The sequence below is a fragment of the Planifilum fimeticola genome (assembly GCF_003001905.1).
GTDB lineage: Bacteria > Bacillota > Bacilli > Thermoactinomycetales > DSM-44946 > Planifilum > Planifilum fimeticola.
The window spans coordinates 45,286-59,534 of sequence record NZ_PVNE01000005.1 but is presented as its reverse complement, the minus strand read 5'-3'; the positions used below and the strand labels follow the sequence as shown (position 1 = coordinate 59,534).

The 14,249-nt window shown below is 59.5% G+C and carries 11 protein-coding genes; all 11 read left to right on the top strand.

Going from position 1 to position 14,249, the window contains the following annotated elements; translation table 11 throughout:
• Position 1 precedes the first annotated feature (1 nt).
• The gene (gene rsmH, locus CLV97_RS04635) at positions 2-934 is read left to right on the top strand and encodes a 16S rRNA (cytosine(1402)-N(4))-methyltransferase RsmH (RefSeq protein ID WP_106344365.1); all 933 of its coding nucleotides are present in this window, start codon (positions 2-4) and stop codon (positions 932-934) included.
• Positions 935-945: 11 nt separating this feature from the next.
• Positions 946-1,353 carry a cell division protein FtsL gene (ftsL, locus tag CLV97_RS04630; protein WP_106344364.1) on the top strand — a complete coding sequence of 136 codons (408 nt, stop codon included), beginning with the start codon at positions 946-948 and terminating at the stop codon, positions 1,351-1,353.
• The gene (locus tag CLV97_RS04625) at positions 1,350-3,140 is read left to right on the top strand and encodes a peptidoglycan D,D-transpeptidase FtsI family protein (RefSeq protein WP_106344363.1); all 1,791 of its coding nucleotides are present in this window, start codon (positions 1,350-1,352) and stop codon (positions 3,138-3,140) included. Before ftsL ends, CLV97_RS04625 begins: the two co-directional genes overlap by 4 nt.
• A gap of 215 nt (positions 3,141-3,355) precedes the next feature.
• Complete coding sequence (locus tag CLV97_RS04620) at positions 3,356-5,287, top strand: stage V sporulation protein D (protein WP_106344362.1); 1,932 nt, start codon at positions 3,356-3,358, stop codon at positions 5,285-5,287.
• A gap of 115 nt (positions 5,288-5,402) precedes the next feature.
• Entirely contained in the window at positions 5,403-6,890 is a 1,488-nt protein-coding gene (locus CLV97_RS04615; protein ID WP_106344361.1) for a UDP-N-acetylmuramoyl-L-alanyl-D-glutamate--2,6-diaminopimelate ligase, read from the top strand.
• A gap of 31 nt (positions 6,891-6,921) precedes the next feature.
• Positions 6,922-8,313: a UDP-N-acetylmuramoyl-tripeptide--D-alanyl-D-alanine ligase gene (locus CLV97_RS04610; protein ID WP_106344453.1), complete on the top strand. Its 1,392-nt coding sequence runs from the start codon at positions 6,922-6,924 to the stop codon at positions 8,311-8,313.
• Complete coding sequence (gene mraY, locus CLV97_RS04605; RefSeq protein WP_106344452.1) at positions 8,313-9,317, top strand: phospho-N-acetylmuramoyl-pentapeptide-transferase; 1,005 nt, start codon at positions 8,313-8,315, stop codon at positions 9,315-9,317. Before CLV97_RS04610 ends, mraY begins: the two co-directional genes overlap by 1 nt.
• Positions 9,314-10,696 (top strand): UDP-N-acetylmuramoyl-L-alanine--D-glutamate ligase, encoded by a 1,383-nt coding sequence (gene murD / locus CLV97_RS04600; protein ID WP_106344360.1) that lies wholly within the window; start codon positions 9,314-9,316, stop codon positions 10,694-10,696. Before mraY ends, murD begins: the two co-directional genes overlap by 4 nt.
• A gap of 28 nt (positions 10,697-10,724) precedes the next feature.
• Positions 10,725-11,822: a stage V sporulation protein E gene (gene spoVE, locus CLV97_RS04595; protein WP_106344359.1), complete on the top strand. Its 1,098-nt coding sequence runs from the start codon at positions 10,725-10,727 to the stop codon at positions 11,820-11,822.
• Positions 11,823-11,961: 139 nt separating this feature from the next.
• On the top strand, positions 11,962-13,065 hold the full coding sequence (murG, locus tag CLV97_RS04590) for an undecaprenyldiphospho-muramoylpentapeptide beta-N-acetylglucosaminyltransferase (RefSeq protein ID WP_106344358.1): 1,104 nt from the start codon (positions 11,962-11,964) through the stop codon (positions 13,063-13,065).
• A 122-nt stretch (positions 13,066-13,187) separates the two neighbouring features.
• Positions 13,188-14,111 (top strand): UDP-N-acetylmuramate dehydrogenase, encoded by a 924-nt coding sequence (gene murB / locus CLV97_RS04585; RefSeq protein ID WP_106344357.1) that lies wholly within the window; start codon positions 13,188-13,190, stop codon positions 14,109-14,111.
• Positions 14,112-14,249: the final 138 nt, after the last annotated feature.

Here is a 14,249-nt window from a genome sequence, read left to right as displayed (position 1 = left end):
GTTGTTCCGCCATGAGACGGTACTGAGAGAAGAAGCCGTGGACGGCTTGAATGTCCGCCCAGAGGGGATCTATGTGGATTGCACCCTCGGGGGAGGGGGGCACAGCCTGCTGATCGCCGATCGCCTCGGCCCCGGCGGACTGTTGATCGGCATCGATCAGGATCCTCAAGCGCTGGACGCCGCCAAAGAGCGGTTGGCCGGAGCCGGATGCCGGATCCGTTTGGTCCGGAGCAATTTCCGCCGCCTGGGGGAAATCCTGGACGAGCTTCAGATTGATGAAGCGGACGGATTTTTGTTTGACCTGGGAGTCTCTTCCCCCCAATTGGATCAGGAGGAACGGGGCTTTAGCTATCACCGGGATGCTCCCCTGGACATGAGAATGGATCCCGATCGCGATTTCACGGCCTATGATCTCGTCAACACATGGCCGGAAAAGGAGATTGCCCGAATTTTGTCGCAATACGGCGAGGAGCGCTTCGCCCGCCGGATTGCCGCCCGCATTGTCGAACGACGAAGACACACCCCCATCCGAACGACCCGGGAGCTGGCGGAAATCGTCAAGGAGTCGATTCCCGCTCCTGCCCGGCGCAGCGGACCTCATCCCGCACGCCGTTCGTTTCAGGCGATTCGCATCGCCGTCAACGATGAGCTGGAGGCCTTTTCCTCGGCCCTGGATCAGGCGATCCAACGGCTTCGTACGGGCGGACGAATTTGTGTGATCACCTTTCATTCGCTGGAGGACCGCATCTGCAAGCGGGCCTTTCAGGAAGGAGAACGGGGGTGCATCTGTCCTTCGGATTTTCCCGTTTGCGTTTGCGATCAGCGTCCATTTCTCCGATCGGTGACAAAAAAACCGATTCTCCCCTCGCCGCGGGAGGTTGAACAAAATCCGCGGGCCCGATCGGCGAAATTGCGCATCGCTGAAAAGATATAGGAGGGTCAAAGATGATGGAGAACCGGGGAAGCGCCGCCAGAGCGGTCGCTTTTGAAGAGACCGCTGTCGAAAGAAAGAGAAGGCGGCTTCTGCAGGCGAGGGGATTGCCCGCCAGCGAGAAACTGTTGTATTTGTTCAGCGTGGTAGTATGCGTCGCGTTGGCCGCCCTGGTGATTTCCCAATATGCGGAAGTGACCGAACTTAATGTGGAAATTCAAAAAGTGGAAGAACAAACAAAGCGGGTCCAGGAGATCAACCGGCAGCTGGAAGCGGAGAAGAACATGCTGAGCAGCGGGGAACGGATTCGCCGGTTTGCGGAGATGAAAGGCATGGTGCCGGCGGAAAATGTGAAGCCCTTTCCCTCATCCGGCGACCGGAAAAACCTGAGCGAACAGGCGGACCGGGATAAGCGGGGATGAAGGGAGTCGTCGAGATGGAGGGAAACCGGAAGACCATCAAGTTTCGTATCCTGTTGGTCTGTTTGTTGATCGTGGGATTGGCCTTATCGATCACCCTTCGTCTGTTGTGGATCCAGACGGTGGAGGCCTCCGACCTTCGCAAAAGAGCGGAAAAGATTTGGGAGAAGGAAGAGCTGATCGAGCCGAGCCGGGGTTCGATCACCGACCGGAACGGCGAGCCCCTGGTGCGGGACATCGTGAAATATATCATCGCCGCCGATCCGACTCAGGTGGAAGATCCGAAGAAGGCGGCCGAAAAATTGTCGCCCATTCTGAACATTCCCCGAGATGACCTGTATCGGAAACTGAGCAACAAGGGGCTCAGGCACGTGAAGCTGATGGGCGGGGGTACCTACAAGGTTTCCCGGGATGTTCAGAAGCAGGTCATGGATTTGAAGCTGGAGGGCATCTACGCCATCCCCACAGTGGGACGGCAGTATGTGGAAGGGAACCTCGCGGCCCACGTCCTCGGCTTCGTCAATCTGGACAACAGCGGAGTCGGGGGAGTGGAGCAGCGTTACAACGATCAGCTGAAGGGGGAACCGGGGGAGATTCGCTTCAAAAAGGATGCAAAGGGCATCCGTTTTTCCGACGGGCCGGAGGAATTCCGCCCTCCCCGGCACGGCGAGGACCTGATTCTCACCCTGGACCGCGAAATCCAGTTTCATGTGGAGCGGGTACTGGATCAGGCGATGGATCGTTACCGTGCCAAGGGAGCGACGGCGATCGTCGTCAATCCCCGGAACGGCGATGTGTTGGCGATGGCCAACCGTCCCACCTTTGATCCCGAACGGTACGCCACCACCCTGGAGACGGGCGTGAACGACGTCAACATTGCCATCAGCAACGTGTACGAGCCCGGATCCACCTTCAAGATCGTCACTTTGGCCGCGGCGATCGAAGAGGGGGTGTTCCATCCGGAACAGACCTTTCAATCCGGGTCGATCCGGGTGGGAGGGCGCTTGATTCGCGATTGGAACGGAGGCCGGGGTTGGGGGGAGATCACCTACCGGGAAGGGGTGTATCAATCGAGCAACGTCGCCTTTGTGCTGTTGGGACAGCGCCTGGGGCAGGACCGGCTGATCGGATATATCGAACGCTTCGGCTTCGGGCGGATCACCGACTCCGCCGGCCGAAAGACGGGGATCGATCTGCCCGCCGAGGCGAAGGGGTATTTCTTCGGCCGCCGGCTTTACGAGTCCGAACTGGCCACCACCTCCTTCGGACAGGGGATTGCCGTAACTCCTATCCAACAGGTGATGGCCGTCTCCGCCGTCGCCAACGGCGGGACCCTGTATAAACCCCGCGTGGTCAAAGCGGTTCGGGATCCGCAGACGGGAAAGCTGACGGAGTACAAACCGAAGAAAGTGACCGAACGGGTGATTTCACCGGAGACCGCAGCCCAGGTCCGACAAATTTTGACCGGTGTGGTGGAGCAGGGCACCGGCTCCGAGGCGGCGCTCAAGGAGTACACGGTGGCCGGGAAAACGGGGACGGCGCAAAAGCCGAAAAACGACGGGGGATACGCCTCCGACCGGCATTTCGTATCCTTCGTCGGTTTTGCTCCCGCGGAGTCCCCGCAGGTGGTGGTTTATGTGGCCCTCGACGAACCGTCGGCGGAGAGCGGCTCGGTCTCGGGGGGAACGGTCGCCGCCCCGGTTGCCCGGGAAATTTTGCAGGGAACTTTGAAGGCTTTGCGAATCAAACCCCAACTTTCCTCTCTGGATGAAAGGGTAAACTTGGACTGAAATGGTATGATCGTTTCAAAGGGATTTCTCCCGACGGAGAAATCCCTTTTTTCATGGCGGGAAATGGATGAGAGCGCAGCGTCCGGGAAATGGAAGGTCCCCGACGGGTCAACCGGAGGACGGCGTCCCGGCTTCCGAAGGGGAGCTTGTTCTAACTGCCCGTTCCGAAGAATATGGTGCAATAAGGGGACTGCAATTAAAAGGGGGAGAAACGGTTGCGCGTACCCCATTCCTTCGTGCGCAGGCGTCTGTTTGCCGCACTTCTGGTGATGACTCTGGTTTTTCTTGCTCTCTTCGGACGATTGGCCTATGTGCAGCTGATCCATGGGGACTGGCTGGTGGAGCGCGCGCAGGATTTGTGGACGCGGAATATTCCCTTTGAGCCCCAAAGGGGAAGGATTGTGGACCGGAACGGCGATGTACTCGTCGATAATGTGAGCGCTCCTTCGGTCATGGCCATTCCTGCACAGATCAAGAATCCCGCGGAGACGGCCCGCACGTTGGCCCGTTTGCTCCAGGCCTCCGAGCAGGAGATCTATCGCAAGATCACCAAGCGCGAGATGATTGTCCGCCTTTCCCCGGAAGGGAGGAAAATCTCGGAGGAGCTGGCGCGGAAAATCCAGGGCCTTCGCCTGCCGGGAATTGTCGTTGTTGAGGACAGCAAGCGCCATTATCCCCACGGTTCCCTGGCAGCTCATCTCCTGGGCTTTACCGGAATCGACAACCAGGGATTGTCCGGCATCGAGCTGGTGTACGATGAACAGCTGTCGGGCACTCCGGGATACGTCTCCTTTTCCGCCAACGCCAAAGGGGAAAAGCTCCCCGGCGGAAATGACAGGTATACGCCGCCCCAAGACGGAATGGAACTGATGCTGACCGTCGACCGGACGATCCAATCGGTGTTGGAGCGGGAGCTGGATCAGGCCATGGCCCAATATCAGCCGGAGAATGCCTTGGCCATCGCCATGGATCCCCGGACGGGGGAGATTCTCGGGATGAGCAGCCGTCCCACCTTCCGTCCCGACCGCTATCAGGACACCGACCCCCAGATTTATAACCGAAATTTGCCGATCTGGAAAACTTACGAGCCCGGATCCACCTTCAAGATCATCACACTGGCGGCGGCTTTGGAGGAAAACAAGGTGGATCTGAAGGACAGCTTTTTCGATCCGGGTTATGCGGAAGTGGGCGGCGCGCGCTTGCGCTGTTGGAGGAGCGGGGGGCACGGCAGCCAAACCTACCTGGAAGTGGTCGAAAATTCCTGCAACCCCGGTTTTGTCAGCCTGGGTCAACGGCTGGGAAAGGATACCCTGTTTCGATACATCCGCCAGTTCGGCTTCGGGCGAAAGACGGGGATCGATTTGAGCGGAGAGGCGCGGGGAATCCTGTTCGCTCCGGATCGGATCGGTCCGGTGGAGCTGGCAACCACCTCCTTCGGCCAGGGGGTGTCGGTGACCCCCATCCAGCAGGTGACCGCTGTCTCCGCGGCGATCAACGGGGGGAAATTGATGGAACCGCATCTGGCGAAGGGGTGGATCGATCCGAAGACCGGGAAGGTTGTGAAGGAGATTCCTCCCCGGATGAAAAGGCGGGTGATCTCGGAGGAGACCTCCCGGGAGGTGCGGCGCGCCCTGGAGAGTGTCGTGGCCAAAGGGACGGGGCGCAGGGCGTTCATCGACGGATACCGGGTGGGGGGAAAGACCGGTACGGCGCAAAAGGTCGGACCGAACGGCCGCTACCTGCCCAACAACCACATTGTCTCCTTCATCGGGTTTGCTCCGGCGGATGATCCGCGGATCGTGGTTTACGTCGCCGTGGACAACCCGAAGGGCGTGCAGTTCGGCGGCGTGGTGGCCGCGCCGATCGTGCGAAACATTCTTGACGACTCTTTGCGTTATCTGGGAGTGAAAAAGCGGAAGGACCAAATCCCTCCCGAATCGGTGCCGACGGAGGAGCCCTACGTGACCGTTCCCGATCTGATCGGGGAGCATGTGGATGACATCCGCACCAGCCTTTTTTCCGAGCCGCTGGAGGTGGTCGGGAAGGGGAAAGTGGTGATCAACCAGCTTCCGAAGCCTGGGCAGCGGGTGAAAAAGGGGACGCCGATTCGAATCTATTTGGGTGACAAAACCACGAAAGGAGATTAAAATAGGGAGTGTGAAAAAAGCCATCCCTGCCAGGAGGAAACCTGGCATTTATCGTGTCTTTCCCCGTTTTTTCGCGGGCATAATGGTGGGAAGGGCAGCGTTGAGGAGGACAGCGATGAGACTGAAGGAATTGATCCGACCGCTCCTGCTGAAAGAGGTGACGGGAGATTCCGGGGTCGAGATCCGGGGGATGGAGACGGATTCCCGCCGCGTTCGGCCCGGAGATCTGTTCATCGCATTGCGCGGGTTTACGGTCGACGGCCACCGGTATCTGCCCGAAGCGGTCGAGCGGGGTGCCGCCGCCGTCGTGGTGGAGGAGACGGTGAACGTGCCCGTCCCGGTGGTGCGGGTGCCCGACACCCGGCGCGCGATGGCCGTCTTGGCCGCCACCTTTTACCGCCATCCTACGCGGGAGCTGAAGCTGATCGGAGTGACCGGGACCAACGGCAAAACGACCACCGCTCACCTGATACAGACCATCCTGAATGACAGGGGAACACCCGCAGGACTGATCGGTACGATTCATATGCGCATCGGCGATCGATCCTATCCTGTCCGGAATACGACGCCGGATGTGGTTGACCTGCAGCGGAGTTTTCGCATGATGTGCGATGAAGGATGTCGTTATGCGGTGATTGAAGCATCCTCCCACGCTCTTGATCTCGGTCGCACCCGGGGCTGCGAGTTTCATGCAGCGGTTTTTACCAATCTGACCCAGGACCATCTCGATTACCACGAGACGATGGAGAAGTACCGGGAAGCCAAGGGCTTGCTGTTCAGCCAAATGGGGAACCGATTCTCCGATGAGCCCGAAAAAACCCGGTATTCGGTGCTGAATGCGGATGACGAGGCATCCGCCTATTTTGCCCGGATCACCCCTCAGCAGGTGATCACCTACGGCATCGAGCGGCCCGCGGATGTCCGGGCGGAAAACATTCAAATCCGCGGCGAGGGAACCTTCTTCACCCTGCGCTCTTTTCGCGGATCGATCGATGTCCGGCTTCAACTGGTGGGAAAGTTCAGCGTATACAATGCGCTGGCCGCGGCGGCCGTCGCCCTGGCTGAAGGGGTATCCCTGGAGGCGATCAAACGCAGTCTCGAGGCGGTCCCCGGGGTGGCCGGGCGCTTTGAGAAGGTGGACGAAGGGCAACCCTTTACCGTATTGGTCGATTATGCCCACACGCCGGACAGTTTGCAGAATGTGCTCGTGACGATACGCGGGTTTGCCCGCGGATCCGTATATTGCGTCGTGGGATGCGGCGGGGACCGGGACCGGAGCAAGCGGCCCCGGATGGCCCGGATCGCCGCAGAGCACAGCGACGTGGTCATCCTTACTTCAGACAATCCCCGTTCCGAGGATCCCGAGGCGATTATCGCCGATATGACGGAGGGGCTTGACGGGGAGATGCGGAAGCGGACCGTCACCCTGGTGGATCGGCGGGAAGCCATCCGCTACGCCGTGGATCGCGCTGCTCCCGGAGACGTGGTGCTGATCGCCGGAAAAGGGCACGAGACCTATCAGGAAATCAAGGGTGTCCGCTACGATTTTGACGACCGGGAGGTAGCCCGTGAGGCCCTTCGCGCCCGGGGCCGGCGTGGATGAGTGGCGCAAGATTTGCTTGGGAGGCCGCGTGATGCAAGAAACTTGTCATTGGATTCAAAAGCGGGTGGGGGGAGACTGGATCGGTTCCGTTTCCGACCGTCATCTGTTGGTGGACGGCGTTTCCACCGACACGCGGATGCCGATGACCAACCGATTGTTTGTTCCCCTCATCGGCACTCGTTTCGATGGACACGATTTTTTGGCCGATGCCGTAAAGCAGGGGGCGGCGGCCGCCCTCTGGCAGCGGGATCACCCGCATCCCGAACCTTCACCCATTCCCCTCATCCTGGTGGATGACACCCTGAAGGCCCTTCAAGAGCTGGCTGCGGCGGTTCGCCGGGAATGGGAGATTCCGGTGGTCGGTGTCACCGGAAGCAACGGAAAAACGACGACCAAGGAGCTGATCTCAGGCGTCTTGTCTTCCCGGTACCGTGTACATAAGACCGAAGGGAATCTGAACAACCACATCGGGTTGCCCCTTACCCTGCTCTCCGCTCCCCCGGATGCGGAAGCGGCAGTGGTGGAAATGGGAATGAACCACCGGGGTGAGATCGCTCTTCTCTCCCGGTTGGCAGCCCCCGATATCGGGGTGATTACCAACGTCGGCGATGCTCACCTGGAGTTTTTGGGCAGCCGGGAGGGAATTGCCGAGGCCAAGCTGGAAATCCGGGAAGGGATGTCGGAGGAGGGTACGCTGATCATTCACGGGGACGAACCCCTCCTCACCGAGCGAATCCGTCCGGAGTCCCGAAAGGTGGTCCGCATCGGCTGGGGGAGGGAAAACGATGACTTCCCCGAGGAGCTTTCCGTATCCGAGGAAGGGATCTCCTTTCGTTCGGCGGCGTACGGGACCCGATTTGAGTTGTTCCTTCCCGGCAGGCACAACGCCCTCAATGCATTGATGGCGGCGGCCGTCGGCCGCTCTCTGGGCCTTTCGGAGGAGGCGATCGCCGAAGGTCTCCGGCGCGTCCGCCCCGCAGGGATGCGGTTGGAGACGGTCGTCGCGGAAAACGGAATGCGCATCATCAATGACGCTTACAATGCCAGCCCCACTTCGGTCCGCGCCGCCATCGATTGGCTCGCGGACCTGGAGCCGGAGAAGGAAAAGTGGGTGTTGCTCGGCGACATGGCGGAATTGGGGGCGGAAGAAGAGCGTTATCACCGGGAAATCGGCCGGTATGCCGTTGCAAAAGGCGTCCGGCGAGTGTATACTTTCGGCGACCGGGGAAAATGGGTTGCCGAAGGGGCGAAGGAGGCCGGGAAGGGGATTCGGGTGGAGCATTTTGTTTCGCCGGAGGATGCGGTGACAACGTTGAGGGACCAGGGAAACGAAGACGTGTTGCTTCTGGTGAAGGCCTCCCGGATGGTCCGCCTGGAGCGGGTCGTGCAGGATTTAATGAAAAGGGAGTCGTCGGGGACATGATGGATATCCGGATTATACTTATCACGATATTGGTGGCATTTTTCATCGGCGTCTTTTTGGGACCGATGTTCATACCCATTCTGAAGAGGCTCAAATTCGGGCAGAGCATCCGAGAAGAGGGACCGAAGGCACACCTGAAGAAGGCGGGGACACCCACGATGGGCGGCACGATCATCCTCACGTCCATCGTCCTGACGGCGCTTCCTTTCACCAATTTGATTGAACTTGAAATGGTGAACGCCGACTTGTTCTTCCTTCTCTTCGCCACGTTGGGTTACGGGATCATCGGTTTTCTTGACGACTACATCAAAGTGGTGATGAAGCGGAATCTGGGACTGACCGCCAGGCAAAAGCTGCTGGGACAACTGTTCATCGGATTGGTCCTCTTCTGGGTTCTGCTGAAAGTCCGGGTGATCGAGGGGGATTGGAACGCCATTTCCACCATTCACATCCCCGGAACGGACCTGGAATTCTGGCTCAACTGGCTGTATCTGCCGCTGTTGATGTTGATGATGATCGGTTCTTCCAACGCTGTCAACCTGACCGACGGGTTGGACGGCCTTTTGGCGGGGACGGCGGCGATCGCTTATGGGGCCTATGCCGTCATCGGTCTGGTTCAGAGCAATTATACGGTAGCCATTTTTTCTGCGGCGGTGGTCGGGGCGCTGCTCGGATTTCTCGTCTTCAACGCCCACCCGGCCAAGGTGTTCATGGGAGATACCGGCTCCCTGGCCCTGGGAGGAGGTCTGGCGGCCTTGGCGGTGATCACCAAGACGGAGCTCCTGTTGCTCGTGATCGGCGGCGTGTTCGTTCTCGAAGCGCTGTCGGTGATGATTCAGGTGACTTCCTTCAAACTCCGGGGCAAGCGGGTGTTTCGCATGAGTCCGCTGCACCACCATTTTGAACTGGGCGGCTGGTCCGAGTGGCGCGTCGTCACCACCTTCTGGTTTGTCGGATTTCTTTTCGCCGGGCTGGGCATCTACCTGGAGGTGTTTCTCCGATGAGCTCGTCCCCGGTCCGGTGGGAGGGCCGTTCCGTCGTCGTCCTCGGAATGGCCAAAAGCGGCATTGCGGCGGCAAAACTGCTTCATTCCCTCGGGGCGAAGGTTTTGGTCAACGACCGGAAGCAGCGGTCGGATTGTCCTGAAGCGGAGGAACTGGAGCGGATGGGTATCCGGGTGATTCTCGGGGGCCATCCGCCAAACCTTTTGGACGGGGACGTGGATCTCCTCGTCAAGAATCCGGGGATTCCCTACCGGGTTCCTCCCGTCAGGGAGGCGATCCGGCGGGGGATTCCCGTCGTGACGGAAGTGGAGATCGCCGCGCAAATGATTCCGTCGCCCATTGCGGCCATCACTGGCTCCAACGGGAAGACGACCACCACCTCGTTGGTCGGTCACATGCTGAGCACCGGCGGCTTGAAGGCCCGGGTGGCGGGCAATATCGGGCGTGCCCTGTCCGAGCTGGTCGGTGAGGCGAAGCCCGAGGAGTGGCTGGTGGTGGAGCTGAGCAGTTTTCAGTTGAAGGGGACGGAAACCTTTCACCCCCGGGTGGCCGCGCTCCTCAACATCGTTCCCGCCCACCTGGATTACCACGGAACGATGGAGGATTACATCGCCTCCAAAATGCGGCTTTTTCAAAACCAGACCGCCGCAGATGAGGCCATCCTCAACCGGGACTGCCCCACCGTTCGGGAAATGGCCTCCCGGCTGGAGGCCCGCGTGCGGTGGTTCAGCCGGCGGTCGGAGGTTCCGTGCGGGGCTTTTGTGCGGGAGGGATGGATGGTGTTGCGCACGTCGGAGGGAGAGGAAAGAACTCTCCTCTCCGTGGAGGAGCTCTCCCTGCCGGGGGTGCACAACCTGGAAAACGCCCTCGCCGCCGTGACGATCGCTTCCGCCTGCGGCTGTCCTGAGGAGGGAATGATCGAAGGGCTCCGAACCTTTCGCGGGGTTCCCCATCGACTGGAATACGCGGGAACCGTGGAGGGTGTCCGCTATATCAACGATTCCAAGGCGACCAACGCCCAGGCGGCCATTCGGGCCCTGGAGTCCTTTTCGGAACCGATCGTGTGGATTGCCGGAGGTTTGGACCGGGGGGACGATTTTGCCGAATTGGTCCCCCATCTGGCCCGGCGCGTCAAAGGGGTGGTCGCCTACGGAGAAGCGGGTCCCCGCCTGCTGAAACGGGCGGAGGAGGCGGGCGTTTCCAGGCGCCGGGCGGCGAAAGATGTGATGGAGGCGGTCGAACTGGCGCGACGAATGGCCGATGAAGGGGATGTCGTTCTGTTGTCCCCCGCATGCGCCAGTTGGGATCTTTACACCTCTTTCGAGGAACGGGGCGACATTTTTAAGGAGGCGGTGCATAGGTTGGTAAAGAAAGCTTGACCAACCCGTTCCGAGAGGTGAAACGCCCATGTCCAAAAATCGGACGTCTCCGGATTTCGTGATCATCATCGCCATTCTGCTTTTGGTGACCATCGGGGTGATCATGGTATACAGCGCCAGCGCCGCCTATGCTCATCACAATTACGGGGACAGTTTGTATTACGCCAAGAGGCAGCTTCTGTTTGCGGCCGTGGGCGTTTTTCTGATGTTCCTCACCGCCCAGGTCGATCCGAAGCTGTTTGTCAGGTGGGCCAAACCGGGTCTTCTTTTATGTTTTCTCCTGTTGTTGGTGGTGCTGATCCCGGGAGTGGGGATACTGCGCAACGGCGCCCGCAGTTGGCTGGGGATCGGCGCCTTCAGCATCCAGCCGTCGGAATTTACCAAACTGGGCATGATCGCCTTTCTGGCCCGCTATCTCTCGGAAAATGCCTCTCGCCTCCATTCCTTTTTCCGCGGTCTGCTTTTACCCCTTTCCGTCATTGGAGCCGCGTTCGGATTGATCATGTTGCAGCCGGATCTGGGGACCGGAGCGGTGCTCGTGGGAACGGGCATTGTGATGATCTTTTGCGCCGGTGCCCGCATGAAGCACCTGATCGGTTTGGCCATGGTGGGGCTGGCCGGCTTTGCGGGGCTCGTGCTGGCCGCTCCGTACCGGATCCAGCGGATCGCCGCCTTCCTCAATCCGTGGCAGGATCCCCTGGGAGCGGGCTATCAGGTGATTCAATCCCTCTATGCGGTCGGTCCCGGAGGGTTGTTCGGCCTCGGGTTGGGGATGAGCCGGCAGAAACACCTCTATTTGCCTGAGCCTCACACGGATTTCATTTTTTCCATTTTGGCCGAGGAGTTGGGTTTTTTGGGCGCCGGCACGGTGATCCTCCTGTTCGCCGTGCTGGTTTGGCGGGGCCTCAGGGTGGCCATCGCCGCACCGGATCGCTTCAGCGCGTTGTTGGCCGTCGGGGTGTCGGCGATGATCGCCATCCAGGCCATCATCAATATCGGAGTGGTGACCGGAGCCTTTCCCATCACGGGAATCACCCTTCCTTTTCTCAGCTACGGAGGGTCGTCTCTCATTTTGACGCTGACAGGGGCCGGCATTCTGCTCAACCTCTCCCGAACGATTCGTTAGAAGAGGAGAAAAGGACGTTTTCCGCAAGGGGCGTTCCGAGGGAATGCCTCACCCCCTCTCGCCGCTTCGAAGCGATTGGCTGAAAAGCGGGGAAACAATCGAGGCGCCCTTCCCGATTAAAAGAATATGGGGGATCGTCATGAAGAGAATCTTGCTTTCCGGCGGAGGAACGGGTGGACATATCTATCCCGCATTGGCTGTTGCCAATGCCGTACGCAGGCGTTATCCCGACGTGAAGATCGCCTACATCGGCACCGAGAACGGTTTGGAGGCCCGGATCGTTCCCCGCTCGGGGGATATTGCTTTTTACACCGTGAAGATCCAGGGTTTCAAGCGATCGCTTTCCTTGGACAATCTGCGCACGGTCAGCAAATTCGTGCGGGCAGTGAAGCGTTCCAAGGAGCTTCTCAGGGAGTTCCGTCCGGACGTGGTCGTCGGAACGGGGGGTTACGTCAGCGGTCCGGCGGTTTTTGCCGCCCATCGCCTGGACATTCCCACCCTGATCCATGAACAGAACGTTGTTCCGGGCCTGACCACGCGATTTTTGGCGCGATATGCCGATGTCACCGCCGTGAGCTTTTCCAGTTCCGAAGCCTATCTGGAACATGCGAAACGCCTCGTCCACACGGGAAATCCCCGGGCGACCGAAGTGATTCACGGAGATGCCGAAAAGGGCAGAAAATCCTTGGGACTCGAAGGTTCCGACAAGCCGATCGTTCTCTTTGTCGGAGGAAGCCGGGGCGCCCGCCCGATCAATGAGGCGGTAATGCAAATGGTTCCGCGGATGGAGGAGCTTCCGGACGTTCATTTTGTTTACGTAACCGGTGAGATTCACTTCGAGGAGATCCAGCGCAGGCTGGATGGACGAGCTCCCGGAAATCTCCGGGTGGTGCCGTTCATCTACGATATGCCGGATGTCTTGGCAACCACTTCGTTGGTGGTCGGCCGGGCGGGTGCCTCCACTCTCGCCGAATTGACCGCCCTCGGCATTCCCTCCATATTGATACCCTCACCCTATGTGACCAACAATCACCAGGAAGCCAACGCCCGCTGGCTGGAAGAGCAGGGTGCCGCGCGAGTGATTCTGGAGAAGGAATGCACGGCAGAAAATCTGTGGAGAGAGATTTCGGACATTATGAAGGATCCGTTGAAACTCCGTTCGATGGGGGATCAGGCCAAAATTCTCGGCCGGCCGAAGGCGGCGGAGGTGTTGGTGGATGAATTGGAAAGGATCTGCCGCTAGGGGCAAAATTGGACTCGGTCCCAATGGGCTTTCGTCACAAAAAGCGATGCGGGGCATAAAATATCGTAAACCGCGCTCGATTCAATGGATCCCGCAGGGGGAACGCGAAGGGGGGCACGCCGGTGAAACCGATCGTCCGGGAATTGATTGATGCAGGGGTAAGGGATGTTCGCGTCGATGAACCTTTGTCCCAACACACCACGTGGAGAGTAGGAGGGCCTGCCGACCTCTTCATCTATCCCCGAAGCAAAGAGGAACTGGAACGGGCGATGCACATCGTCCGCAAACACGGACTTCCGTGGCGGGTGATCGGACGCGGTTCCAACTTGTTGGTCCGGGATGGTGGAATCCGCGGTGTCGTATTCAAGATCGGAGAGGGACTGGACGGTCTCTCGATTGATGGCACCCGGGTTGTCGCAGGTGGGGGCTGTTCGCTGATCAAGCTGTCGCGTCAGACGGCGCGACAGGGCTTGACCGGGCTGGAGTTCGCCGAAGGAATTCCCGGCACGGTGGGGGGCGCCGTTTGCATGAACGCCGGCGCCCACGGGTCCGAAACCTCCCGGGTTTTAACTTCTGCAGAGATGATCCTGGGTACGGGGGAACGGGTCGTTTTCAGCAAGGAGGAGTTGGGGTTCCGCTATCGAACGTCCGTGTTGCAAGGAAAAGTGCAGGGGATTGTCACGGAAGCATCCTTTCAGCTGGCCTACGGAGATCCTCAAAAAATCGCCTCTGAAATGGCCCGTTACAGGGACCGGCGCAAGCAAACTCAACCCCTTCAATATCCCTGCGCGGGAAGCGTCTTCCGCAATCCACCGGGCGATCATGCTGGGCGTCTGATCGAGGCATCGGGACTGAAGGGTTATCGCGTAGGAGATGCCGAAGTGTCGACCCAGCATGCCAACTTCATCATCAATCGCGGGCAAGCCACGGCAACGGACGTGCTGGCGTTGATCGACCACATCGTCCGTACCGTTGAAGAGCGATTCGGTGTGAGGTTAAAGACGGAAGTGCAAGTGGTGGGCGAGGCCGACGCTCCCCACTCCTGAAAACCGGGGAACAGTGAAGACTCAGGGGTATGCCAACCAGAATTCGGTACAATGTCGAAGACATGAACCGAAGCCTGCAGGATGAGCATCGCTGCATGTGCCTCTCATTGCACCGAAAAGGGTTGTTCTGTCCACCCC

Bases quoted from the DNA above. Each gene is read 5' to 3' on its own strand.
- murG (WP_106344358.1), top strand. From the start codon at position 11,962: ATGAAGAGAATCTTGCTTTCCGGCGGAGGAACGGGTGGACATATCTAT.
- CLV97_RS04615 (WP_106344361.1), top strand. From the start codon at position 5,403: ATGAGACTGAAGGAATTGATCCGACCGCTCCTGCTGAAAGAGGTGACG.
- spoVE (WP_106344359.1), top strand. From the start codon at position 10,725: ATGTCCAAAAATCGGACGTCTCCGGATTTCGTGATCATCATCGCCATT.
- CLV97_RS04625 (WP_106344363.1), top strand. From the start codon at position 1,350: ATGAAGGGAGTCGTCGAGATGGAGGGAAACCGGAAGACCATCAAGTTT.
- mraY (WP_106344452.1), top strand. From the start codon at position 8,313: ATGGATATCCGGATTATACTTATCACGATATTGGTGGCATTTTTCATC.
- CLV97_RS04610 (WP_106344453.1), top strand. From the start codon at position 6,922: ATGCAAGAAACTTGTCATTGGATTCAAAAGCGGGTGGGGGGAGACTGG.
- ftsL (WP_106344364.1), top strand. From the start codon at position 946: ATGATGGAGAACCGGGGAAGCGCCGCCAGAGCGGTCGCTTTTGAAGAG.
- murD (WP_106344360.1), top strand. From the start codon at position 9,314: ATGAGCTCGTCCCCGGTCCGGTGGGAGGGCCGTTCCGTCGTCGTCCTC.